General features: G+C 44.5%; 26 protein-coding genes. 1 reads left to right on the top strand and 25 read right to left on the bottom strand.

Annotated elements, in window-relative coordinates; all coding sequences use genetic code 11:
• The 4 genes from spoVAC to spoIIAA form a co-directional block, all read right to left on the bottom strand.
• The gene (gene spoVAC, locus FY534_RS06180) at window positions 1–462 is read right to left on the bottom strand and encodes a stage V sporulation protein AC (RefSeq protein ID WP_238413692.1); all 462 of its coding nucleotides are present in this window, start codon (window positions 460–462) and stop codon (window positions 1–3) included.
• A gap of 160 nt (window positions 463–622) precedes the next feature.
• Window positions 623–1,378: an RNA polymerase sporulation sigma factor SigF gene (gene sigF / locus FY534_RS06175; RefSeq protein WP_072874229.1), complete on the bottom strand. Its 756-nt coding sequence runs from the start codon at window positions 1,376–1,378 to the stop codon at window positions 623–625.
• Between the two features lie 13 nt (window positions 1,379–1,391).
• Window positions 1,392–1,865, bottom strand: a complete 474-nt coding sequence (gene spoIIAB, locus FY534_RS06170) for an anti-sigma F factor (protein WP_203115443.1) — start codon at window positions 1,863–1,865, stop codon at window positions 1,392–1,394.
• A 5-nt stretch (window positions 1,866–1,870) separates the two neighbouring features.
• Window positions 1,871–2,215, bottom strand: a complete 345-nt coding sequence (spoIIAA, locus tag FY534_RS06165; RefSeq protein ID WP_083574243.1) for an anti-sigma F factor antagonist — start codon at window positions 2,213–2,215, stop codon at window positions 1,871–1,873.
• 173 nt (window positions 2,216–2,388) lie between these two features.
• On the opposite strand from spoIIAA, the gene FY534_RS06160 reads away from it, so the two are divergent.
• Window positions 2,389–3,666: a helix-turn-helix domain-containing protein gene (locus FY534_RS06160; protein WP_203115442.1), complete on the top strand. Its 1,278-nt coding sequence runs from the start codon at window positions 2,389–2,391 to the stop codon at window positions 3,664–3,666.
• A 187-nt stretch (window positions 3,667–3,853) separates the two neighbouring features.
• Here FY534_RS06160 and FY534_RS06155 read toward each other — a convergent pair whose 3' ends face one another.
• From FY534_RS06155 to FY534_RS06060, 21 genes are all read right to left on the bottom strand, one after another.
• Window positions 3,854–5,113, bottom strand: a complete 1,260-nt coding sequence (locus FY534_RS06155) for a D-alanyl-D-alanine carboxypeptidase family protein (protein ID WP_203115441.1) — start codon at window positions 5,111–5,113, stop codon at window positions 3,854–3,856.
• A 146-nt stretch (window positions 5,114–5,259) separates the two neighbouring features.
• Window positions 5,260–5,466 carry a DUF1540 domain-containing protein gene (locus FY534_RS06150; RefSeq protein ID WP_072874226.1) on the bottom strand — a complete coding sequence of 69 codons (207 nt, stop codon included), beginning with the start codon at window positions 5,464–5,466 and terminating at the stop codon, window positions 5,260–5,262.
• Window positions 5,467–5,518: 52 nt separating this feature from the next.
• A complete protein-coding gene (locus tag FY534_RS06145) occupies window positions 5,519–6,709 on the bottom strand; it encodes a phosphopentomutase (RefSeq protein ID WP_072874225.1) in 1,191 nt (396 codons plus the stop codon).
• Between the two features lie 49 nt (window positions 6,710–6,758).
• Window positions 6,759–7,646 carry a site-specific tyrosine recombinase XerD gene (xerD, locus tag FY534_RS06140; protein WP_072874264.1) on the bottom strand — a complete coding sequence of 296 codons (888 nt, stop codon included), beginning with the start codon at window positions 7,644–7,646 and terminating at the stop codon, window positions 6,759–6,761.
• Window positions 7,647–8,001: 355 nt separating this feature from the next.
• The gene (locus FY534_RS06135) at window positions 8,002–8,337 is read right to left on the bottom strand and encodes an RNHCP domain-containing protein (RefSeq protein ID WP_072874224.1); all 336 of its coding nucleotides are present in this window, start codon (window positions 8,335–8,337) and stop codon (window positions 8,002–8,004) included.
• Window positions 8,338–8,352: 15 nt separating this feature from the next.
• Window positions 8,353–9,012 carry a stage II sporulation protein M gene (locus tag FY534_RS06130; protein WP_083574230.1) on the bottom strand — a complete coding sequence of 220 codons (660 nt, stop codon included), beginning with the start codon at window positions 9,010–9,012 and terminating at the stop codon, window positions 8,353–8,355.
• 82 nt (window positions 9,013–9,094) lie between these two features.
• The gene (locus FY534_RS06125) at window positions 9,095–9,676 is read right to left on the bottom strand and encodes an NUDIX domain-containing protein (RefSeq protein ID WP_165611981.1); all 582 of its coding nucleotides are present in this window, start codon (window positions 9,674–9,676) and stop codon (window positions 9,095–9,097) included.
• 33 nt (window positions 9,677–9,709) lie between these two features.
• Window positions 9,710–10,600 carry a M20/M25/M40 family metallo-hydrolase gene (locus tag FY534_RS06120; RefSeq protein WP_238413734.1) on the bottom strand — a complete coding sequence of 297 codons (891 nt, stop codon included), beginning with the start codon at window positions 10,598–10,600 and terminating at the stop codon, window positions 9,710–9,712.
• On the bottom strand, window positions 10,600–10,830 hold the full coding sequence (locus FY534_RS06115) for a hypothetical protein (protein WP_203115439.1): 231 nt from the start codon (window positions 10,828–10,830) through the stop codon (window positions 10,600–10,602). The genes FY534_RS06120 and FY534_RS06115 overlap by 1 nt, the downstream gene beginning before the upstream one ends.
• Window positions 10,831–10,859: 29 nt before the next feature.
• Window positions 10,860–12,404, bottom strand: coding sequence for an acyl-CoA carboxylase subunit beta (locus tag FY534_RS06110; protein ID WP_370541551.1), 1,545 nt, complete (start codon window positions 12,402–12,404; stop codon window positions 10,860–10,862).
• Window positions 12,401–13,243, bottom strand: coding sequence for a methylmalonyl-CoA epimerase (gene mce / locus FY534_RS06105; protein WP_370541550.1), 843 nt, complete (start codon window positions 13,241–13,243; stop codon window positions 12,401–12,403). Before mce ends, FY534_RS06110 begins: the two co-directional genes overlap by 4 nt.
• 30 nt (window positions 13,244–13,273) lie before the next feature.
• Complete coding sequence (locus FY534_RS06100) at window positions 13,274–14,932, bottom strand: acyl-CoA mutase large subunit family protein (RefSeq protein ID WP_203115438.1); 1,659 nt, start codon at window positions 14,930–14,932, stop codon at window positions 13,274–13,276.
• Window positions 14,929–15,636, bottom strand: coding sequence for a lipoyl(octanoyl) transferase LipB (gene lipB, locus FY534_RS06095; RefSeq protein ID WP_203115437.1), 708 nt, complete (start codon window positions 15,634–15,636; stop codon window positions 14,929–14,931). The genes FY534_RS06100 and lipB overlap by 4 nt, the downstream gene beginning before the upstream one ends.
• Window positions 15,637–15,654: 18 nt before the next feature.
• Window positions 15,655–16,611, bottom strand: coding sequence for a lipoyl synthase (gene lipA, locus FY534_RS06090; protein WP_072874220.1), 957 nt, complete (start codon window positions 16,609–16,611; stop codon window positions 15,655–15,657).
• Between the two features lie 161 nt (window positions 16,612–16,772).
• Window positions 16,773–18,074: a dihydrolipoamide acetyltransferase family protein gene (locus FY534_RS06085; RefSeq protein WP_203115548.1), complete on the bottom strand. Its 1,302-nt coding sequence runs from the start codon at window positions 18,072–18,074 to the stop codon at window positions 16,773–16,775.
• 38 nt (window positions 18,075–18,112) lie between these two features.
• A complete protein-coding gene (locus tag FY534_RS06080) occupies window positions 18,113–19,096 on the bottom strand; it encodes an alpha-ketoacid dehydrogenase subunit beta (RefSeq protein ID WP_072874219.1) in 984 nt (327 codons plus the stop codon).
• Complete coding sequence (locus FY534_RS06075) at window positions 19,097–20,101, bottom strand: thiamine pyrophosphate-dependent dehydrogenase E1 component subunit alpha (protein ID WP_072874218.1); 1,005 nt, start codon at window positions 20,099–20,101, stop codon at window positions 19,097–19,099.
• 107 nt (window positions 20,102–20,208) lie between these two features.
• Complete coding sequence (gene lpdA, locus FY534_RS06070) at window positions 20,209–21,630, bottom strand: dihydrolipoyl dehydrogenase (protein ID WP_072874217.1); 1,422 nt, start codon at window positions 21,628–21,630, stop codon at window positions 20,209–20,211.
• Window positions 21,631–21,654: 24 nt separating this feature from the next.
• Window positions 21,655–22,746, bottom strand: coding sequence for a Glu/Leu/Phe/Val dehydrogenase dimerization domain-containing protein (locus FY534_RS06065; RefSeq protein ID WP_072874216.1), 1,092 nt, complete (start codon window positions 22,744–22,746; stop codon window positions 21,655–21,657).
• A gap of 214 nt (window positions 22,747–22,960) precedes the next feature.
• The gene (locus FY534_RS14995; RefSeq protein WP_370541549.1) at window positions 22,961–23,626 is read right to left on the bottom strand and encodes a sigma 54-interacting transcriptional regulator; all 666 of its coding nucleotides are present in this window, start codon (window positions 23,624–23,626) and stop codon (window positions 22,961–22,963) included.
• A gap of 20 nt (window positions 23,627–23,646) precedes the next feature.
• Window positions 23,647–25,017, bottom strand: coding sequence for a sigma 54-interacting transcriptional regulator (locus tag FY534_RS06060; protein WP_370541548.1), 1,371 nt, complete (start codon window positions 25,015–25,017; stop codon window positions 23,647–23,649).
• Window positions 25,018–25,088 lie beyond the last annotated feature (71 nt).

Here is a 25,088-nt window from a genome sequence, read left to right as displayed (position 1 = left end):
TTAAACAAGATGAATCCAAAGATAACGAATAAGGGATACAAAGAAGGCAGAAACCACACCATACACAATGACAGGTCCAGCGAGCTTAAACATATTCCCACCTACGCCGGCTACCCACCCTTCTGCACGATGTTCCATGGCTGCAGAAGTCATCGTATTTGAAAAACCAGTAACAGGTACGGCCGATCCGGCACCTGCCCATCCCGCAAATTTGTCGTATACCCCTAAAGCTGTCAAACAAGCAGCTAAAAAGATCATGACTGCTACTGTTGGGTTACCCGCATCTTGGATTGAAAAATGTGCAAATTTGACGAAAAACCATTGCACGATCTGTCCAATCTCACAAATCAATCCCCCTACCAAAAAAGCTCGAATCATGTTTTTACCCATGGGTTTGGCGGGACGATATTTTTTGATGGTTTGTTGATAAGCTTTTTGTTCGTTTTTGCTTGCTGTTGTCAAAACATAGTTCATCTCCTTTATGTTGGAATCAAAACAAATACTAGTCATGACTTGTTCTTTCTAAACAGCATTAGATTTCCCATTTCACGATGCTTTACGCAAAAGGATGCAACAAAAAAAGCGAGCCTACGCTCGCCTTGCATAAAGATTGTCCATCGTATCATTCTAATTGCATTCGTATCTGCTGGAGTATTCGTTTTTCTAACCGAGACACTTGCACCTGGGAAATTCCTAGAACTTCTGCAACATCAGATTGTGTTTTATCACGAAAAAATCTCATATATACAATGAATCTTTCTCTTTCTGGCAGGCGATTCAGAATTTCATGTAATGCAATTTTATCAAACCATTCATGATTTTCATCGTCCGCTATTTGATCCATTAAATAAATTGGATCTCCATCGTTTTCAAAAACAGTTTCGTGAATGGAAGCCGGCGTTCGTAAAGCCTCTTGAGCAAACACAACTTCTGTTGGATCTAAACCCATTTCTTCAGCAATTTCAGTGATATGGGGTTGCCTGCCAAGTTTTTTAGCCAAATCATCTTTGACATGACGAATATGTTTAGCAGTTTCCTTAAGACTACGGCTTACTTTAACTGTACTATCATCGCGAAGAAAACGTTGAATTTCACCAATAATCATAGGTACAGCATAAGTAGAAAATTTGACTTCATAACTCAGATCAAATTTATCAATAGCCTTCATAAGTCCTATGCAACCAATTTGAAACAAATCGTCCGCCTCGTAACCACGATTGAGAAAACGTTGTACAACAGCCCATACCAAACGCTGATTGCTTAAAACCAACTCGTCACGAGCATTTTGATCTCCTGCTTGGCTATTCTGTATCAACTGACGTACTTCTTCATCCGCCAGCTTTGCATTTCTTTTTGTTTTATCTTTTGGTTGTTCCATCTCTTGCCGACTCCTAAGAAGGACGTTGAGAGGTTTTTTGACCTCCCATGCTTTTTACCAGCGTCACTCGCGTACCTTGGCCTGGCTCAGACTGAATTTCCATACGATCCACAAAACTTTCCATAATTGTTAAACCCATGCCACTTCTTTCTAGTTCGGGACGGGAAGTATAGAGGGGTTGCCTAGCCATATCGACATCTTCAATTCCTACCCCATCGTCTTCTATAGTGATTTTTACAGTCTGGTCATATAAAGAACACTCTATTCGTATTTCACCAAACGAATTTTCATAGCCATGAATAATTGCGTTCGTCACCGCTTCAGAAACTGCAGTCTTTAATTCTGTCAATTCTTCTAAGGTTGGATCAAGTTGAGCGACAAAAGAGGCGACAGCTACTCTGGCAAAAGACTCGTTAGCCGAACAACTAGGAAATTGCATGCGAATATAATTTTGAACATGTACTTTTTCCTGAAGGTATTCTGTCACTGATATTACTCTCCCCTCACGTATTCAATCGCTTCTTGTTCGCTAGGGAACAGTTTTAATACTTTTAAAATACCAGACATCTCAAAAATTTTCTGTAAACTGTTTTGCACTTCACAAAGAGCCATTTTCCCACCAAGAGCTTGAATGGTACGCAATCTGCCTAAAACAAGTCCAATCCCGCTGCTATCCATAAAGTGAATGTTGGCGAAAGATAGGACAAGGCGATTGATACCCTCTTGCTGTACAGTCTGTTCAATATCTTCTCTAATTTTTTCTACAGCGTGATGATCGAGTTCTCCCTGTAAACGAGCAACGAGCACTCCGGATATGGTTGTGGTTTGCAATGACACCAACGTCCGCCCTCTCTGCATGTTGTTGATTCAGGCAAACAATTCTTAAGTCATCAGCAAGAATCCTGCAAGCCGACAAAAGCTCTAAGAATTCGTCTGAATCCGACAATTTCCCGTTGAGCGAGATACATATTTTTATAGTACAATATAGGAAAATTTAATGGAGGCAGAGTATGGCGAGCATTGGAGAAACGATTCGCAACTTGCGTCGTGAGAAAGGTATGACCCAACAAGAATTAAGTCAAAATATTGTCACACCAAGCATGATAAGCCAAATTGAATCAAATAGAGCTACTCCTTCTGCAAAAGTTTTGGAACAATTAGCAGAACGATTAGGAGTACCATTTAGTGTATTTCATGTAGAACGTACTACAACCACCGATCTGACACAGCGCCTCCGAAAAGCTCGTTCATTGGTGGACAAAGAACGTTATGAAGAAGCCGTTCCTATATTGAAAGAACTTTCTGCATTTCAAGAAAATAACGCCAAATTAGAGAGTATATTTCAATTACTTGCAGAATGCTATGTTCAGCTAGAACAACTGGAAGATGCTTCTATGGCTTATGAAGAAGTCATTCGTTTTGCAGTGGAAAAAAATGATATTGCGACGGCTGTACATGCTTATTTTCATCTTGGCAATTTGGAAAGACGCAGAAAACGTCAAAAATTATCACTAATGTACTGGACTCGTGCCAGTGAAATGCTTGCACAACATCCTTCCTTGCATATGCCACTAGAAATGAAGATATATGGTAATCTAGCTCGACTTTATCTCGATCGCGGTGATATTCAACAATCGCATGAAGCTTATTTGCGAATGACGCAACTTGCTGAAGAATATGGAACCACAAATGATATGGCTCGTGCATATCACGGATTAGCCTATACTTACACGGAACTTATGGATTTTGAAAATGCACTGATTTTCAATGAAAAAGCTATTCAGACATATGAAAAGTCTGGACAATTGAGAGGCATGCGTCAATGCCAGATCAATCAAGCCTATATTTTGAGATGTGCTAAACAATATCGCCAGGCTATTGACTATTGTTCACAATTAATTGACCTGCGAGAATTTCCGAGAGACAACATTCGATTGGCCGGAGCATATATTGAGCGAGCTGAGTCGTATTTTGATCTTGGTGAATTGGAAAATGCTGTTGAAGATACACAAATGGCTCTTCAACAAGACGGTCAAAATATAACACTGCAAATACAGGCAAACTTTATTTTGGCTCGCGTTGCAGCCTCAAAACAAGATTATAAAACAGCTTTAGAATATTTAGATGTTTCTCTTGAAAAGGTGGACAGCAATGATTTGAAGCAGTTTACTGAATTAAAACGCCATCAAGCGATTTGGACTCAGAAATGGTCAGGGGATCAGTCCAGCATGATGACCATTGCTACTCAGCTGGCTAACAGTATTCTTCGTGAGAAATTACTCGTTTGAATCAGAAAAGAGTACGCATACAATTCAAATATTGTTTGAAAAGAGGGGTTACCTCAAAAGTTTCCTAAAATGACTTTTGTGGAAACCCCTCTCTACAGTTGAACATACTTTCAAGTTACTCATTACTTATTGCCTTAGAAATAATATTTTTTGTGCTCATTCGTCAACAACTGAGATGGTTCGACAATCAAGATTGTCCAAATGAAAAGAATGCACGTAGGGAGCGGCCAAGTCGATAGGACAATGACGCTTTTTCTACCGATGTTGCAGCTACAAGAGCTACTTTATCCACAACATGGTCATTCTCTTCAACCACTAATTCGCCTACCTTTTGACCCTTTTTAATTGGCGCCTGTAAAGGCTGTATGATGATTTTTTCATCTATGTCAGGACGCTTACCTTTTTCAGTAACTAAACCTACTGCTCTAGATACCATGACATTTATTTTTTTCTCTTTACCACCTTTCACATCCACCTGAGTAATTGTACTACCGGCAGCGTGCAGAGCTTTATATTCATACTGACTAAATCCCCAATTCATCATTGCAGTAACTTCAGCATTACGTATGGTCGTTTTGGGTTCTCCCATAACAACAGCTATCATGCGCAAACCTTGTTTCTTGGCAGTAGCCGACAAACAATACTTGGCTTCTGCTGTGTATCCCGTTTTCAATCCATCCATACCCTCATAAAACTTGACTAACTTATTGGTATTAACCAACCAAAGGGGTTTCGCACTGTCTTTTCGTAAATAATCACTATATACCGATGTCCATTTCGTAATTTCCGGGTGATTTAGCAAGGCGCGTGACATGAGAGCAATATCATAGGCTGATGAATAATTGTTCTCGGCAGGCAATCCATTGCAATTAACAAAATGAGTATCTTTCATGCCTAATTGAGATGCTCTCTCGTTCATTTTTTGTACAAAAGCATCTGATGTTCCACACAGATGCTCCGCCATTGCCACACAAGCATCATTTGCTGAAGCCATGGCAATCCCCTTGAGCATGTCTGAAACAGTCATTTCTTCTCCAGGTTCGAGAAAGATTTGCGAACCTCCCATGCTCGCGGCATATTCACTTGCCTTTACTTTGTCCGTGAGTTTCAGTTTACCATTGTCAATAGCTTCCATAATCAACAACATTGTCATGATTTTAGTAATGCTGGCCATTGGCAATCGTTCATGCTCATCTTTGGCAAACAATATTTTGCCAGTAGAAGCTTCCATTAAAACTGCTGATCGAGCATGAGCAGCTAATTGAATTTCTTGGTGATCATCGTTTGAAGAACTTTTTTCCTTTTGAACATGATACGTGGATGCAGATTGAGATAACGAAGATGCCTGGATAAGAGGCGGTTCAACAAAGGAGAAAATTGGCAGAACGAGACAACTGAAAACAGCCAACTTTTTGACTCCAGATAATTGCTGTTTCTTCTCTGACATAGTTGTCTGCTCCTTTCTTTGACATCATGATGTCCAGTTACAAGAGACTCTGGCTAGCGTATAGTTTGCTCGTCCATCGTGTGAATATGATACGGAAAAATAAAAAACCCTCCTGATATACTGGAGGGTTCATTAAAGAGTGCTTCCTAGGAGTGTTGTGACTCTTGATGCGCATGGTAGGCATCTCGTCCATGCCCACGATAATCTTTATAAATAAAAGTTTCACACATCGTACCTTTGGATGTTCCTACAATAGGATTTCCATTAGTTCGTATTTCTATTTCCTCTGCTGAACAAGCTGAATTTTGGTTATATAAACATTCTTCAACTGCACATTTTACATGATTCGGCATGCTCATCCCCTCCTTGTACTTCAGTATGAGAGAGAACGGCAAAACCATACTTTTAAAACATCGCTTCATCTTGAATTGATTTCCAAAAACTCTCTCCAATCTCCGGCAATGAAACACCAAAAAACTCTGCAACCGTAGCACCTAAGTCAGCGAACGTCGAGCGATCTCCAAGCGAATGTAACTGGTTCATCTGCTTGTGATACACCAAAAGCGGTACCCATTCCCTGGAATGATCTGTTCCAGGCGTCGTCGGATCACAACCGTGATCGGCTGTAATGCAAAGAACGTCCGAATCCTGCATGGTTGAAAGTACCTTTCCCAGCCAACGATCAAACTCCTCTACCGCTTGTGCAAAACCAATAGGATTATTGCGATGACCATAGAGAGAATCAAAATCAACCAAATTGATGTAAAGTAGCCCGGAAGAATATTCACGCATAGCCTGGAGTAATTTTTTCATTCCATCTTCATTGTTATCGGTATGAATTCCCTTACTGATACCCGAACCACCATAAATATCGTAAATTTTTCCGATACCAATAATATCCCAACCTGCAGTTTGTAAGGAATTAAGAACCGTATGGCCAAAGTTTAAGGAAAAATCTTTTCGATGATGCGTTCGTTGAAAAGCACCAGGTTTACCAATGAAGGGTCGCGCAATCACACGGCCGACAGCATGAGGTCCGGTCAATAAAGCGCGAGCTTTCTCGCACCAATCATACAACTGTTGGACAGTGACGATTTCCTCATGTGCCGCAATTTGAAAAACACTGTCTGCTGAGGTATAAACAATGGGTCGACCTGTTTCCATATGAATAGCACCATACTCTTCAATAACCTCCGTGCCTGAGGCAGGACGATTACAGAGTACGGGTTTGCCCACGTATGCTTCAAAAGGTTGAATAATCTCATTTGGAAAACCATTCGGATATACCGGTAAATCTTGCTCCAGCACAACACCTACAAATTCCCAATGGCCATTAGTCGTATCTTTACCATGGGACTTTTCCTGCATTCTTCCATAAGCGGTTGGTTGATGGCTTGGTTTTACACCCTCGATTTCCAATATATTTCCAAGCCCCAACTTTTCCATATTAGGTACGTATAATCCGCCCTTCGCCTGTGCAATATGGGCTAATGTATTAGACATTTCATCTGATGTCCCATAATGACTAGCATCAGGTGCCGCACCACAGCCGACGCTATCCAAAACAATCCATATCCATCGTTTCTTTGACGTCATCCCTACAACTCCCCGTTTGTTACTTTCCATCAATTTTCGATAGACGTATTCATGCTCTTGGATGGGCCAATAAATACGCTTCTTTCATGCGTGATCGCGTTACATGTGTATAAATTTGTGTAGTGGAAATGTCAGCATGTCCTAACATCTCCTGAACAGCCCTTAAATCGGCTCCATGCTCGAGAAGATGAGTGGCAAAGGAGTGTCGGAGCATATGAGGTGTGATTTCTTCAGAAATTTTTGCAGAATACGCATATTTTTTAAGAATTTTCCAAAATCCTTGGCGAGAAATTCGTTTACCCTGTTGATTGAGAAACAACGCGCTAGAAGAAGATTCTTTGCACAATTGAGGACGAGCCGTGTGAATATATCGATGCAAAGCTTTTTGAGCAATCTCACCAACTGGGATAATACGTTCTTTTTTCCCTTTTCCTAAACAACGCGTAAAACCAGCGCTTAAATTAACATCATGCAGATTCATATTGATTAATTCACTCACGCGTAACCCTGTAGCGTAAAGTAACTCCAGCATGGCCTTGTCTCGACATCCAGCCGGAGTATGAACGTGAGGTTGTTCCAGTAGGAGCCGAATTTCCTGCTCTGTGAGCACCTTCGGCAAGCGTTTCTCCATTTTAGGCGAAACAATGCGCTGAGCGGGATTTTTCACTTGTCGATTTTCACTGGCCAGAAATCGATAAAAAGAGCGAATTGATGCAATGTTTCTTGATATGGTGGAAGAGGCTTTCCCCGATTGAGTCAATTCCACTAAATATGCCTGTAGATGCTCTTCTAATGCATCTTCCAAACTCAATTTGAGCTTCTGATCCATAAAACGCTGAAACCCTGCTAAATCTCTTCGATACGATTCCAGCGTGTTCATAGACAGTCCACGTTCTACAGACAAATAATTGATAAACTGTTCTACCAAGCTATGCATCAATATGACTCCTTTAATCGTTCTCCAACTCTCTTTTTCTTTCTGCCTCATAAAAATGATTCCATAAATAAATGAAGAGTCCTGCACTTTCAGGACACTTCCATACAGTATAGTTGTCAATTGCCAAATCGGAAAAAAGAGAGGCACGATTGTAGGAATTGATTGAACATAAAATCGAATGTAGGTACGTCCGTACGCGTCCACACAGCAATATAAGGAGGATGAAGAGGCGTGGGAAGTTGGTAAGAATGCCGCCATGCTATAGATATGGAGACCATCCAATGAAAAAGCAACGCCATTGAAAAAAAGAACAAACAAATTCGTAAAAAACTCCAAAGTGACGAAAGACGTTGGATCATATGGATGGCCCCTTTCTCATCAACTCCAGTGCTCGATTAAATGAATCAGCAGCCAACGGATCGTCAAAATGGAGCGTGTTTCGACTTTCATGTCCACAACGTTGACAACGATGAACCACTTGCCATCCTTTTTTGGAATGTTGGATGATCTCGATAGGCTCCATCAAGCCTCCACAGTTTGCAGCGCGATCGCCGGGAAAATTGTCAAGATGTACAGAATAAAGGCAATTTGGACAATGGTTTCGACAAGTTGAGGTGGAAGGTGGTACATCGACCCCACAATGGGCGCAGATAAAGCCTTCGTTTCGATGCGTAAAGCGAGCGTGTTGCATGAAAATCCCTCCTGTTCAAAACAGGCTTGCCAGTAAATGAGGCACCACACTGGCTTGTACCCAATCAGCAATGGCCAAACCACCCAGATATACAATAAAGTATCCCGTAAATCGCAGAGCACGGACAATTAAGTCGCTCAACTGGATTTTCTGAATGAGAATTGTCTTGGAAAAACGAATCGCTGTTAAAGCAGCAGCCAGTAAAGTGGAATATGCGAGAAATTCGTGCAAAAAAATGCCTAACATGGCAATCCATAGCCCTTTGACACCAAAATGAAGTATAGTGTAACCAATGGCGAAACCCGTTGAGAAAGCACGCAGAAAAAGTAAAAGAATAATAATAGGTATACCAATGATGGATAATCCAAGCAACCAGAGTAACGCCAACAGACGTCCATCCGCACTTAAACGTTGCCATAACAGTTCCTTGCTGCTCGCCAACTGATGATTTGTGACATCTGAAATGAGATTTTGTAGCCGATTGTCAAGAATCATTTGCTCAGGATGCGGAATTTGTCCTGCAACCACACCGCCAAAGAATAGACCCGTTACAGCAATGGCCAGTAGAAATAATAAGGCAGAGCCATGCTTTCTCTGTAATTTTTGCAAAAGTTGAATGCTTTCTTGGAGCCAATCAACTCTTCCTTTTCTTCGTAAAAGAAGATTCCCGTTCATCTCGAATTGCCCCCATTCCACGCTAGAGAGAAGCAGTGAGCAAAGTTATGTCCTGCTTCACTCTATGTGGATAAAGGCGACTCTATGACTTTTTACTAGAACCTTGCATCAACCATCGATAAACTCCAATGAGCGTTTTAGCGTCCGTTAGTGCGCCTGTTTTTAACATTTCAGCAACTTCATCACGAGAAAAGAAATGCATATGGAGCAATTCATCTTCGTCCAGTTGTTGTTGAGACTTGACTAAATCACGAGAAAAATATAACCATATTTTCTCATTCGCAAAGCCGGGAGATGTGTAAAAAGAATGCCATAATTCAATCGATTTTGCTGTGTATCCCGTTTCTTCGCGTAATTCTCGACAAGCTGCTATAGAAGGCTCTTCTCCAGCATCCAATTTCCCTGCTGGCAGTTCCCAAAGCAATTCATGAGGAGCGTTGCGAAATTGTCGAACCAGAATAAGATAATTAGTTTCTGGTTCGGCAACAATTGCTACTGCACCTGGATGTATAACAACTTCCCGAGACGCTTCCCGTCCATTGGCCAAGCGTACTTTGCGTTTTTGTAGTTGAAGAATACGCCCGCTATAAAGGGTAGTTTCATCAACCGTTGTCTCCACCAAACTGCTATCCTGATGTTGCGGAGAGTCTGTCCAGTCATCCAACGATGGTTCTCCCTCCAATTAACCTGAATCAGTTTACTCCATTGTGCAAAAAACAACGGCCACTTCGGAAGCTGACATGATATCGGATAATTGAATATGTTCCTGAGTTGTATGAATATCTTCATAGCCAATACCAATGTTTAGCACGGGCAACTTATGCATGGAAAGAATGTTTGCATCACTGCCTCCGCCAACCTCTACTGGATTGGGTTCAAATCCGGCCAGACGTAGAGCACGCTCCACTCTCTGGCGAGCAGGATGTTCTGGAGGATAACGAAATCCTTCATACATCAGACGCTGTTCAAATTCCAACTTGGCCCCATGCTCTTTAGCAACGGTATCAAAAATTTCCTCAATCTGCTGGAGCATACGCTGTAATTTTTCCTTGTTTCGACTTCGAACTTCACCCAATAATCTGGCTCTCTCCGCGACAACATTCGTCGGACTAATGCCTTCAAAAGAACCGATATTGGCTGTTGTTTCATCATCAATACGCCCATGAGGCATATTCGCCACTGCTTTTGCAGCTACCTGAATGGCTGATATTCCCCGTTCTGGAGCTACTCCTGCATGAGCGCTGCGGCCTATAAACTGGGCTTCAAATTTAGCTTGTGCAGGACCAGCTACAGGCAGCGTTCCTAGTGCTCCTCCTGTGTCAAGAGAAAGACCCCAATCAGCGTCAATCAGAGAAAAGTCCAGGTTTTTAGCACCTTGCAGTCCTATTTCTTCAGCAATGGTCAATAACACCTGAATCTGGCCATGCGGTAAATTCTCTTGTATAATCCGCTCAAGCGCTGTCAAGATAGCGGTGATGCCCGCTTTATCATCCGCTCCAAGCACGGTAGATCCGTCACTGTATATAACCTCATCACGAACGACAGGTTTCACGTTCTGCCCTGGTTGTACCGTATCCATATGCGCCATCAATAAAATTTTAGGTCGAGTAGAATCGTTGGCAGGCAAAGTGGCAATGAGATTACCACATTGCCCCCTAATTTTTCACCCGCACTATCTTCTCGAACGGATAATCCCATTTTTTCCAGTCTCTCTTTGCAATATGCAAATACTGCTTGTTCTTGAAGTGAATGACTAGCAATCTGCACAAGATCTAAAAATGTATGCAAAACAGCATCTTTATGTGTATGAGTCGACATAGACAACGCCTCCTATTGTACGTATGAGCTTAAAGCGGTATGTTGCCATGTTTGCGCAAAGGACGTTGTACTTGTTTATTTTCCAAAAGAACAAGCGCCTCATAAAGCAATCGACGGGTGTCGCGGGGATCTATAACATCATCAACCATACCTGCACCAGCCGCCACATAAGGATTTGCAACGTGATCGCGATATTCTTGAATACGTCGTGCCTTTGTCTCTGCCGGATTGTCTGAGGCAGCAATTTCTTTAGCATAGATAATGTTGGCAGCACCTTCTGGACCCATGACAGCAATTTCAGAGGCTGGCCAAGCATAAACGAGATCGGCCCCAATAGCTTTACTGTTCATAGCAACATACGCACCGCCATATGCTTTACGCAGAATAATTGTAATTTTGGGAACAGTTGCCTCAGAATAGGCGTATAGAATTTTCGCGCCGTGCCGAATAATTCCACCATGCTCCTGTTTGACACCTGGAATGTAGCCTGTTACATCTTCAAGTGTAATAAGGGGAATTTGAAAGGCATCACAAAATCGTATAAAACGAGAAATCTTATCTGATGAATCAATATCTAAACCGCCTGCCATATGTTTAGGCTGATTCGCAATGATTCCTACTACACTGCCGCCAATCCGCCCAAAACCAATCACTGCATTTTTGGCAAACAATTTTTGCACTTCAAAAAAATCTCCGTCATCCACTAAACGTTCAATCACATCTTTGACATCATATACTTTCATACCCTCGGTAGGAACAATCTCCAGAATGGAGTCATCCATCTCCAAACTTCCATGAAAAGGTTTCCGAGGAGGCTTCTCTCGATAAGAAGCTGGCAAAAAACTCAGCAACTTACGCACTTGCGAAAGCGTTTCTTCTTCAGTCGGACAAGAAAAGTGAGCGACACCACTGTAAGCTTCCTGGGCTTTGGCTCCACCAAGTTCTTCAGCAGAAATCTGTTCTCCGGTCACAGTCTGAATGACTTTAGGTCCCGTAATAAACATCTGACTTGTCCCTTCGACCATAAAAATAAAATCGGTAATGGCCGGGGAATAGACAGCACCGCCAGCACAAGGCCCCATAATTACGGAAATTTGTGGAATAACACCAGAATAACAGGCATTTCGATAGAACACATGACCATACCCGTCCAGTGAAACCACGCCTTCTTGTATGCGTGCCCCTCCTGAATCGTTTAACCCTATCATAGGAGCTCCATTTTGAGCAGCTAAATCCATGAGATTCGCAATTTTTTTAGCATGCACTTCACCAAGGGCTCCGCCAAAGACAGTGAAATCTTGGGCAAACACATAGACTGTACGTCCGTCTATCGTTCCATACCCGGTCACAACACCTTCCCCTGGAGCTTCAATATTATCCATACCTAAATAGGACGAACGCGTATGGGCAAACAGATAAATCTCGCGAAAGGAACCTTTATCCAACAATAATTCTATTCGTTCACGAGCGGTGTACTTTCCTTTTTCATGTTGTTGCAAGATGCGCTGATCGCCCCCACCGAGCTCCAGTTTGCGGCGACGATCGGTCAATTCACTCAATCTTCGTTCCATCATGACTGCCTATCCTCCCTTGGCTGACATAGTTCTGTGAGAACACCTTGCATAGAAGACGGATGCAAAAAGGCTACCCACTTGCCATGCGCACCACGACGAGGTTGGTCATCAATCAAACGAAAACCTGCCGTTTTCGCCGCTTGCAAAGCAGCTTGAATATCCTTTACTCGATAGGCAAGATGGTGAACCCCAGAACCGCGTTTGGCCAGAAAGCGTGCTACAGGACTCTCTTCATGTAAGGGTTCAAGCAGTTCGATCTCGGTCTGGCCCATACGAAGAATACTGACCCGCACTCCCTGTTCCACAACTTCCTCATGATGAATTTCTTTGGCTCCAAGCTGATCTTTATACAACTTCTGAGCTATAGTCAGCGAATTGACGGCAATACCTATATGATCGAGTCCTTCAACAAAAGAAGCTAAAGCTGGCAACTGAGCGGTTCGCGCATGTTGACGAATATAATCCGCCATTTGTTTGATGCTGGAACCTGGAGTGAAAATTTCAGCAATGCCAGCATTTTTTAGAGCATTGATATCCTCATCAGGAATGATTCCGCCGCCAATCACCAGAATATCGTCTGCTCCACGTGCACGAAGCGCTTGAACCACTTCTGGAAACAGTTCCAAATGGGCTCCAGACAACGAAGAAAGTCCCACACAAGCCACATCTTCCTGTACGGCTGCAGCAGCAATGGCTTCTGGAGTTTGCCGCAAGCCTGTGTAGATAACTTCCATTCCCTCATCTCTCAGCCCTTGAGCTACCACCAACGCACCGCGATCATGACCATCCAGACCGGGCTTGGCAATTAAAACACGAATCGGTCGTTCCAAACCATCCAAGCTGTTCTCGCCTCCATTTTCTCTTCAGAATCAATAAATAGGGGGACGATACTCTCCAAAAACATCTCGTAAAGTGTTGCAAATTTCACCAATCGTTGCATATGAGCGTACAGCCTGAAGAATAAGCGGCATTAAATTGGCATCCCCTTCAGCTCCGCTACGTAAATCCGCCAGCGCCTTCGCCCAAGGTTCTTGAGCTCTTTCTTGGCGCAATTTGGCCAGACGCTCAGCCTGTATGGCACCCAGTTTGGAGTCCACACGCAACAGTTCAGGAGTGGATTCGTTTTCCACAGTAAATCGATTGACACCAACCACCACTTGTTCTCCCTGTTCAATCTCCCGCTGCGTCAAATAAGCGGCGTGATGAATCTCTTTTTGCATATATCCCTGCTCAATGGCAGAAACTGCTCCACCCATCTGCTCAATATAATCCAAATATTGTGTAGCCCTTCTCTCTAACTCATCCGTCAGTTCTTCTATGTAGTAGCTCCCACCGAGCGGATCAACCGTGTCTCCCACATGGCTTTCATAGGCAAGAATTTGCTGAGTACGAAGAGCTATACGAGCTGATTCTTCCGTCGGCAACGCCAATGCTTCGTCGCGGCTGTTGGTGTGCAAACTCTGTGTTCCCCCAAGTACTGCGGCAAGCGCTTGCACGGTAACCCGAACAATATTGTTATCCGGCTGTTGAGCAGTTAGCGTACTTCCACCTGTCTGGGTATGAAAACGTAATTGCATAGATTTAGAGTTCTTAGCAGAAAAACGATCCCTCATAATATGAGCCCACATGCGCCGTGCAGCTCTGAATTTCGCAATTTCTTCAAAAAAATTATTGTGTGCATTAAAGAAAAATGAAAGACGAGGAGCAAATTCGTCAATTTGCAAACCAGCAGCCAAGGCTGCCTCAACGTAAGCAATCGCGTTCGCCAATGTAAAAGCAATTTCTTGAACAGCTGTCGATCCGGCTTCTCGAATATGATAGCCAGAGATAGAAATGGTATTCCAGTTTGGCACTTCCTTGGAACAGAAAGAAAAAATATCGGTAATTAGACGCATAGATGGCTTGGGAGGAAAAATATAGGTGCCCCGCGCCACATACTCTTTTAAAATATCATTCTGAATGGTCCCTGACACTTTATTCCACGCAACGCCTTGCTGTTCAGCAACCACAAGATACATGGCCAACAGCACTGAAGCAGGAGCATTAATGGTCATGGATGTACTCACTGCATCTAACGGAATTTCGGCAAACAGGGTCTGCATATCGAGCAGCGAGGAAATCGAGACTCCTACTTTACCCACTTCACCGCGCGCAAACGGATCGTCAGCATCATAACCAATTTGTGTAGGCAAATCGAAAGCGGTGCTTAATCCTGTCTGCCCTTGTTCCAGCAAATAACGAAACCGCAGGTTAGTTTCTTCAGCAGAACCAAACCCTGCATATTGGCGCATTGTCCAAAATTTTCCACGGTACATCGTTGGCTGGATTCCGCGCGTATACGGAAATTCACCCGGAAAGCCAAGTTTCTCTAAATAAGCATCAGGGGTAGGTTCTTCACTGTTGGGAGTGTACAGTCGTTCCACAGGGATATCGGAAGAAGTATGGAATTCTTTGCGACGCTCAGGTCGCTTTCCTATCTCGGTTTCTACTTTTTTCTCCCAGGCGTTTTTGGATTCTTGGAAGTTCATGCCCGACTCTCCCTTTCGCGAGACCAATCAACCGTCTCTGTTCGTGCAGAAAACTGTTGTTCAAAATGGCGGCGCAGTTTTTCTTCCCATATTTCTACAGAAGCTTCCTGTTGCAATTCTTCAGCGACTGAAGTTACTCCTTTATCCTGAATGCCACAAGGGATGATGGTTTGAAAGTGAGCCAAATTGGTAGCCACATTGAGTGCGATGCCGTGAGAAGTGACAAACTCACCATTGGCGCGTCGCTTCACTCTTGCGCCTACAGCACAGATTTTTTTATCTCCCAGCCAAACACCTGGATAGGCTTCCAGTCGTGTTGCCGTCATCCCTTCTTCAGCGAGGGCTTGTATGACCATTTCCTCTAACCGTCGTACAAACAGTGACACATCGTTACCAAATGGACTTAGGTGCAAAACAGGATAAACCACCAGTTGGCCTGGACCATGATAGGTAACATCACCGCCCCGGTCTACTTCTCGAATCGTAAACCCTTGACGCTGTAGTTCTGCTTCGGAAGCAACAATATTTGCGGCCGATCCGTTTCGACCAATCGTAATTGTGGGTGGATGTTCCACAGTAAAAACGGTCTGCGCGCCGCCTTCCATGGCAAGCAGCGCATCCCGTTGACTCATCTGAATTGCCAGCGCCTCATCATAATCCATACGTCCTAATGAAATCCAATTTACTGTCGTCGGTTGACTCATCCTCACCCCTCCTACAAATTAAAGTTGCGAGGAAGCTGATTCTTTGAGGGATTGAATAGGCATTCCATCCGCACGTAATACCTGCTCATGAGCGTGGTAAGAACTGCGCACCATAGGCCCAGATTCCACATGAGCAAAACCGCGTGCCAAACCTTCGCCGCGCAAACGTAAAAATTCAGTGGGAGTATAGAATTTTTCCACCAATAAGTGTTTTTTTGTCGGTTGCAAATACTGGCCAATCGTAACAATATCAACTTGAACTGCACGTAAATCGTCCAGCGTTTCTAAAATTTCATCCACTGTCTCTCCAAGACCTACCATTATGCTTGACTTGGTTCGAATATCCGGACGAAGTTCTTTAGAACGCTGCAACAGTTCCAAAGTTCTGTCATATTTCGCCTTGGAGCGTACCTTATCTGATAATCTGCGAACCGTCTCTATATTGTGGTTGAGAATGTCAGGCGAAGCGTCTAAAACGGTAGCCAGCGCATCCCAATTCCCTAGAAAATCTGGAATCAATACTTCCACACCGCATGTGGGCAAACGTCTACGGATGGCGCGAATCGTTTCGGCAAAGATAGAAGCTCCACCGTCAGCTAAATCGTCTCTAGCAACTGATGTTACCACGGCATGCTGCAAATCCATTTGCACACAAGCTTCAGCTACCCGTTCAGGTTCTTGTAAGTCGAGTTCTGTCGGTTTACCGCTGTGCACAGCGCAAAATCGACAAGCACGTGTACAAGTCTCACCGAGAATCATAAAGGTAGCCGTACGATGCGTCCAACATTCATAAATATTGGGACAACGGGCTTCTTCACAAACTGTGTGCAACGATTTGGAACGCATCAGTCGCTTCAGCTCTTGATACTCTTCTCCCGTATTGAGCTTAATTTTAAGCCACTCTGGCCGGGACATGGCTTGTTCGCGCATGATACGTTCTTTTTCAGCTTGTTTTTCTGCCAGTTTTGACTGCATATGGGCCACTCCCTCTTTCTTTTGGCAACGTCACAACTTTCTTTCGAAAGCGGAACGCGAAATTTCTTAGCTTGGAACTACTTTAAGTGTAGACCAAACTGCATCAAATGCAAAGAAAGCCCCAACTCGCCGCAAGCGGCTTTGGGGCCAATCCTGGCAACTCATCCAAGCGTCAAATGTTCGCCTGCCTGTTCAACTTGTTCTTTGACCGCTTTCAAGAATTGACCGGCTACCCATCCGTCCAACAAACGATGATCGAGTGACAAACAAAGATTCACCATATGGCGAATGGCAATCATATCGTCATCCATCACCATGGGCCGCTTGACAATCGATTCAACGGATAGAATCGCAGCTTGAGGCTGATTGATAATCGGTTGCGACAAGATGGAACCGAATGCTCCGGTGTTATTGACCGTAAACGTGCCGCCTTCCATATCGGCCATCGTCAACTTGCCATTTCGAGCTCGCGTTGCCAAGTCGTTTAGTGCATGTGCAATTCCTGTTACACTCAGTCTATCCGCATGATGAATAACAGGAACCACAAGAGCATCATCGGTAGCAATCGCTATGGAAATATGAATATTTTTCATCAGCCTTATCTCATCATCTACCCATGCAGCATTGAGCATTGGATACTGGCGAAGCGCATTTGCCACAGCTTTAATAAAGAACGGTAAATACGTTAGAGACACACCTTCCCGTTCAACAAACCCCTTTTTCTGCCGATCTCGATAACGTACCAAGGAGGTTGCATCCACTTCCACCATCGTCCAAGCATGTGGTGCAGTGCGCTTACTTTCCAACATTCTCCGAGCAATCGTACGGCGAATGGGAGTTGCAGGTAAAACGGTGTAGTCACCATTTTCTGTTGCTCTTGCCTGCGCTGCTGCGGGTTGACTGTGCTCTGGAGCTTTAGCTGAAGACGGAACAGCAGAAGAGAGTTCTGTCTGTTTGATTTCAGGAATAGCCATGGACGGTTGACTTCCCTGTTCAATAAAAGCGAGAACATCTTTTCGTGTGATTCTTCCACCTTCACCGCTGCCCATGACTTGCCGTAAATCGACTTGATGTTCTTCAGCTAACCGCAAAACGGCTGGTGAGTATCTTCCCAACGAACGGCTATTAGCTTTCTTTTCTACTTGATGCCGATCTTCATTCAAGGTACTTGTCAAAGAAGCTTTCGAAGGTGAATCCGCTGGAACAGAAGAACTGGTAGGTTGACTGCCAGTCTCCTCCTCATTCAACGTCTCAATTCTACAGATCAGCGTTCCGACAGCTACAGTTGTTCCTTCAGCTATATAATGTTCAGCCATCCTTCCATCTACATCAGAAGGAACCTCAGCAGTGACTTTATCAGTAATGACTTCAGCAATGGGTTCGTATTTTCGAACCGGATCGCCCACCTGTTTTAACCAACGTCCCAGGGTACCTTCTGTCACACTCTCCCCCAGTTGCGGCATTTTTACATCCAATCCTAAAACCTCCTCGTTTCAACAACCTAAAATTTAGCCAGCTTACGCATAGCATCAGCAATTTTAGCTGGTGAGAGCATGTATTCCCGTTCCAAATTACCATTGAAAGGCATAGCTGGCACTTCTGGTCCGCACAGGCGTGCAATAGGCGCATCCAGTTCGAAAAGACAATGTTCGGCAATGAGAGCAGATACTTCCGCGCCCACACCGCAAACTTTGTTGTCTTCATGTACAATCAAAACTTTTCCTGTCCGCGAAGCAGCCTCTAAAATAGCCTCCTCATCCAGAGGGCGCAATGTCCGTAAATCAAGGACATGTGCAGATATGCCTTCTGCAGCAAGTTGTTCCGCTGCCTGTAATGCAAAATGCAAGGCAAGACCGTATGAAATGACGGTGATATCGTCACCCTCGCGACGTACTGCTGCCTTTCCAATCGGAGTAGTATAAGCTTCCTCAGGCACTTCTTCTTTGACAAGTCGATACAATCGTTTGTGTTCGAAGAAAAGGACAGGATCTGGATCGCGAATAGCACTGATCAACAATCCTTTAGCATCTGAAGGTGTTGAGGGAATAACCACTTTTAAACCTGGCGTATGAGTAAACAAAGCCTCTACGCTTTGCGAGTGATATAATGCACCATGCACCCCGCCACCAAATGGAGCGCGAATAACTATTGGACAATCCCAATCGCCATTGGAACGATAGCGAATGCGAGCCGCTTCCGATAGAATCTGATTGACTGCAGGCATAATAAAATCTGCAAACTGAATTTCTGCTACCGGACGCAACCCATTGGCCGCCGCACCAATCGAGACACCAACAATAGCGCTCTCTGCAAGGGGAGTATCGAGTACACGCTGTTCACCAAATTGTTCAATCAAACCGGCCGTAACTCGAAAAACACCACCACGCAACCCTACATCTTCGCCTAACACAAATACTCGCTCATCACGAGACATTTCTTCTTGCAGCGCATCATGAATAGCTTCAATAAATTGTTTGACAGCCATTTATTTCCCCTCCTCGGCATAAATGTGCGCAAAGAGCGTGGAAACTTCTGGAGCAGGCGCAGCTTCCGCATATTCTGTAGCCGCATTGATCTCTTTGCTGATGCGTTCTGTCAACATCTCATGCTGCTCGGCAGTCAATAATCCCATCTCTTCTAAATAGCTCCGCATACGCTCTAGCGAATCTCCTTCTTTGGCTTTCGCCACTTCTTCTCGCGTACGATATGAGCGATCGTCGTCGTCACTAGAATGGGGAACCAGACGGTATGTTTTCGCTTCAATCAGCGTAGGACCTTCGCCTTTCCTGGCGCGTTCCACCGCTTCTTTGGTGACTTGATAAACAGCGATTGGGTCCATACCATCTACCGTGACCCCCGGAAACCCGTAACTGCCAGCCCTATCTGCTACATTCTCACAAGCCACCTGTCGATTCAAAGGAACAGAGATGGCATATTGATTGTTTTCACAGAAGAAAATCACGGGTAGTCGATGTACACCAGCAAAGTTTGCTGCTTCGTGAAAATCTCCTTGGTTGCTCGTTCCCTCTCCAAAAGAAGTAAACGCTACTTGGTCATGGCCTCTCATTTTAGCAGCTAACGCCGCTCCTACAGCATGAGGAATCTGTGTACCGACCGGACTGCTGCCAGTAAAAATATTTAATTTATGATCCCCATAATGACCTGGCATTTGGCGTCCGCCGCTGTTCGGATCACCGGCTTTGGCGAATGCCGCGAGTAACTCGTCTTGCGGCGTATGACCAAAAATCAAGACCAGACAGAGATCTCGATAATAAGGCGCTATAAAATCCACTCCAGGGCGCAAGGCAAAACCTGCTCCTGCTTGTGCGCCTTCTTGACCTTGGCATGAAATCACAAACGGAATTTTCCCTGCTCGGTTTAACAACCAAAGTCTTTCATCCAGCATTCTTGCTGTGAGCATTTTTTCATACATCAATAAAACTTGTTCATCGCTCAAGCCTACTTCCCGATGGTTTGTAAGCGTTGCCATGAGAGTAGCTCCTTCCCTATGCATCTCGATTATTAGATTGATGACCCAAAGAAGTGATCGTATTTAACGCAAGCCAGCATGCTAAGCGCTGGTTTTGGTCATTTTGATCACATATGCAACGCCAATCCATCCACAGCCAATGCAGCTTCACCTAAAGTTTCAGAGAGTGTTGGATGCGGATGTATCATATTCCCTATTTCCCATGCAGACGCGTTGACAAAAAGAGCTAGACCTGCTTCGGAAATCAAATCAGTGGCATGAGGTCCAACAATATGCACACCTAACAAATCATCGGTTTCACGGTCAGCTATCATTTTGACAAATCCTTCAGCTTCACCGTGAACCAGCGCTTTTCCAATCGACGAGAAAGGAAACTTACCAATTTTCAACTGATAGCCAGCTTCTTTGGCCTCACTCTCAGTCCAGCCAACTGAAGCTACTTCCGGCCTACTGTATGTACAACGCGCAATGTTGCGGTAGACCAGAGGGTGCGTGTGCAATCCTGCCATAGTTTCTACAGCATGAATACCTTCGTGAGCTGCTACATGCGCAAGTTGCAAGCCACCAATCACATCGCCAATAGCGAAAATATTGTGTTCACGTGTACGATAGTGCTCGTCTACTTGAATGACACCGCGTTGAATCTCGATTTCTGTTGCCTCAATACCAAGATTGTCAACATTGGCAGAACGACCTACAGCCACCATCATACAATCCGCTTGAATAGAAATTTGTTGACCATCGAGATCGTACTGAATTTCCATTCCATCATTTTGCTTGCGAAAAGAATCAGGAATCACTTTTGCACCCGTTTGAACAGCAACGCCGCGTTTTTTCAAAATTTTCTCCACCTCGCGACTGACTTCTTCATCCTCTTGAGGCAAAAGCCGCGGCAAAAATTCCAACAATGTCACTTGAACCCCAAAATCCGAAAGCATAGATGCCCATTCTACGCCTATAGCTCCGCCACCGACAATCAGAATCGAGTTAGGTAGTCGTTCAAACTGCAAGGCATCATCCGAAGAAAGCACAAGTTTCCCGTCAAAAGGAAGGCCAGGTAAAGCTCTTGGACTTGAGCCCGTAGCAATGAGGGTGAAGCGAGGCGTCAAAATCTGTGACTCTTCACCATTTTCCACACGTACAGCACCAGCCTGCGGAGAGAATATGGAAGGTCCCATTAATCGACCATACCCGCGTATGACTTCCACTCGATTTTTTTTCATTAAGAATTCCACGCCGCGATGCAACTTTTCTACAATAGACTGTTTACGTGCCATCGCATGTTCTAAATGAAACGAAACTTTTTCTGCACTAACGCCGTAATTTTCTCCGTTTTTTACATCCGCAAACAATTCTGCGCTACGCAATAGTGCTTTGCTTGGAATACAACCGCGATGCAGGCATGTACCTCCAAGTTTATCTTTCTCAACAATGGCTACTGAAAGGCCTAACTGGGCGGCACGAATAGCCGCCACATAACCTCCCGTACCGCCTCCCAATACTACTAAGTCAAAAGACTGCTCAGCCAATGCTTTTTTCTCCTTCCACTGCTGTTACTTGTGCAAGACTGTACTTTGATGAGGCAGGAATGTGCTTCTCACGCGACGCATCTGTTCAATTCTAGCTTCTGCCATGCGGTCTGCAGCCTGATAGGATGGGATATGCTCACGACGAGAGACTTCATAAAGCTCAAGCATGATATTGTAAATCCCTTCCACGCGTTTCTTCGCACGTTCTTCAGAATAACCTTCCAGTTCATCTGCCACATTAATCACGCCGCCTGAATTAATAACATAATCCGGCGCATAAAGAATACCGCGTTCATGAAGCCAATCACCGTGACGAGTCTCAGCTAGCTGATTGTTGGCCGATCCGGCAATAGCTTTGCATTTTAGAAGCGGTAGAGTATGGTCATTCAATACCGCTCCGAGTGCACAGGGCGCCAAAATGTCACAATCTGCTTCAAAAATTTCCTGAATGCCAACTACCTTTGCACCCAACTCGTTTTGAGCACGTTTTAGCGCATCCTCGTTTATGTCTGTAACTACCAGATGACCACCTGCCTCTTTGACCATTTCGGCCAAAGCATAACCAACGCTACCCAATCCTTGAATGGCGACTGTCTTACCTGCCAAATCGTCGCTACCAAGGGCCAATTTGGCTGTCGCCTGCATGCCACGGAAGACTCCGAGCGCAGTCATAGGACTCGGGTTCCCGCTCGAACCATAAGTTTTTGAAATGCCCGTTACATACTTGGTTTCCATATGAATCAAATTCATATCTGCTTCTGTTGTGCCGACATCTTCTGCAGTAATATAACGGCCATTCAGGCTCTGAATGTATCTTCCTAATGCGCGAAAAAGCGCCTCACTCTTATCCTTTTTGGCATCACCAATAATAACCGTCTTGCCTCCGCCCAGATTCAGCCCGGCGGCGGCAGCCTTGTAAGTCATGCCTCGCGCCAAACGCAACGCATCAAGAATAGCCTCCTCCTCTGTAGCATAAGGCCACATACGGCAACCACCAAGCGCTGGACCAAGGGTAGTATCGTGTATCGCAATAATTGCTTTTAACCCTGAAGCTTCATCGTGACAGAATACAACCTGTTCATAATCGTAAGTTTGCAGATATTGAAAAATTTCCATCCTGTATAAGTCCTCCTGTAATGAAAGTCTCTCCATCCTTTACAAGAATCGCTTGCTCATCCCAGCGACTCTATGACATTCATGAGTATAGTCGATTCATTTTGATGCTGGGAGTTTGTTTTTTTTGAGCAATCCATAGAAGCTAAAAACATGAAATAAATTGCACAGTCTGCAAAAACACGCAAGCAAGCGTTTTCACGAAATGCAAATAGAATTATCTCTTTTCGCTCGTTTCCAATTTGTAATACAGAGTACGCACGGAAATACCGAGACGCCTAGCTGCTTCTGTCTTATTGCCACCTGTTGCTGCAAGTGTTTCACGCAAAATTGCCTGCTCAACCATTTGCATACGTTCATTCAGTGTTCCTTGGCGTGGCAAATAGCCACTCTCGCCTGTTTCTCCTGCCAATTCTTGAACAGAAAACCCGAGAGGCGGCAAATGATGCGCTGATAGTGTCGTTTCACTGTATCCTACGGACATCATAGCTCGACCTAAAACATTTTCGAGTTCCCTTACGTTCCCAGGCCAATCCCAGCGTATAAGCGCTTGCAAAGCATCTTTCGAAATTGCGTCCACATTCCGACCGAAAGCTTGATTTTGTCGTTGTAATATAGCTTTAGCCAACTCCTCTATGTCTTCCTTACGATATCTTAAGGGTGGAATAAAAATAGGAATAACATTGATTCGGTAATACAAATCCTCACGAAAACGTCCAGCTGCAACTGCCTGTTCTAGATGCAGATGAGTAGCAGAAATCAAGCGCACATCAACCGCAATCGGTCGCGTCCCTCCCACGCGAACCAGTTCTTTCTCCTGCAGCACACGCAACAGTTTGGCTTGAGTAGAAACACTCATTTCGCCGATCTCGTCAAGAAACAAGGTCCCACCAGAAGCTTCTTCTAAAAGGCCGATTCTCCCCGCAACAAACTGGAAGATGCTCCTTCTTCCAGTCCAAACAACTCAATCTCCAACATTTCTTCAGAAAAGAGAGCACAATTGACACGCACAAAAGGACCTTTCGCACGCTGACTTTCTTGATGTATAGCGTGTGCAAACAATTCTTTGCCCGTCCCTGGTTCGCCGCGCAATAAAACTGGGGCAGAAGTAGCCGCCGCTTTTCGCGCCTGGTCGATAGCATGAATAACCGCCTGACTCGAACCGACAATATCTTCGAAACGATATTTAGCAGATAAGGAACGAATAAGTCGATTAGCCCGTTGTAACTCATCTGTCAATTGCTTGATTTCCGATACATCGTGAATGACACCGACCGAACCGCGCAATTCATTCCCTACCCAAATCGGAGCAACATCAACAATCACTTCTTTGCGCAGAGGACCGACTTTCAGTGGCACGTTGCGGACAGCTTGCCCTGTTCTCAACACTTGCATGTGCATACTTTCACCTTCGGCAATATCTACTTCGGCAGGCTGGCCAATCACACGTTCTGGCGGAAGGCCTGTCAAACGCGTATAGGCTGGGTTAATCATCCATCCAATGCCGTTTTGATCGACAACCGAAATAGCGTCCTGAGTACTTTGTATAATGGCCTCAAGCAACTGCTGCACTTCTCGCAAATTAGTGACTTCTGCGGCCAAACGGTGTACTTCCGTCACATCCCGCAATACAACTAAGGCTCCAGCACGTTGAAGAGTCTCATCATCCATTGGCAAGGCATGAACAACGAGATCTGTACCAGCTTGAGAACGCATCTGAGTGACTGGGCTATCCTTACCTTGGAGAATAGGTTCATACACTTCAAGGGGTATCCAGGTATGTGCCTTTCTGCCGCGCATAGTAGCACTAGAAACACCCAGCATGCGTTCTGCAGCTGCGTTGCAAAGAGTTACTCTTCCTCCTGCATCAATACCGATCATGCCATCTTGCGTAGCATTGAGAATTCTCTGCAGATCTCGTTGCCGAGTACGTGCAGAAGCAATCAATCGTTCCTTTTCTGACATGATGAGCATAAAAAACTGCAAAGCAGAAGCAGGAACTACAATGGGTCGTTCTGGAAAACGTTCCAGAAGACGCATGTACACTTCGGTATGACCTGTAACTTCCAAAATAACGTCTATTTGTCCTTGCACCTGTTGTAAAGCACTATCAACATCGGGCGCAGTTGGAATACGAAGTTGCTCGGCAAGTAACATGCCAGGCGCCTCTGGACGTTTGTCCACAACACAGAGAATCTGTAAATCTCGATATTCAGCCAAAGTTTTTAAAACCTTTTCTCCTCCTTGGCCTGCTCCTAGCACAATCAGATTCAATGTGTGTACCCCCATCTTTCAAAAACTCAGTTTGAGAAAATTGTTCTATTAAAAAAGAAACTTCTAACAGT

It is taken from the genome of Alicyclobacillus sp. TC (assembly GCF_016804365.1).
Classification (GTDB): domain Bacteria; phylum Bacillota; class Bacilli; order Alicyclobacillales; family Alicyclobacillaceae; genus Alicyclobacillus_I; species Alicyclobacillus_I tolerans.
The sequence above is the reverse complement of the archived record's forward strand: the minus strand, read 5'-3'. Positions and strand labels throughout refer to the sequence as shown.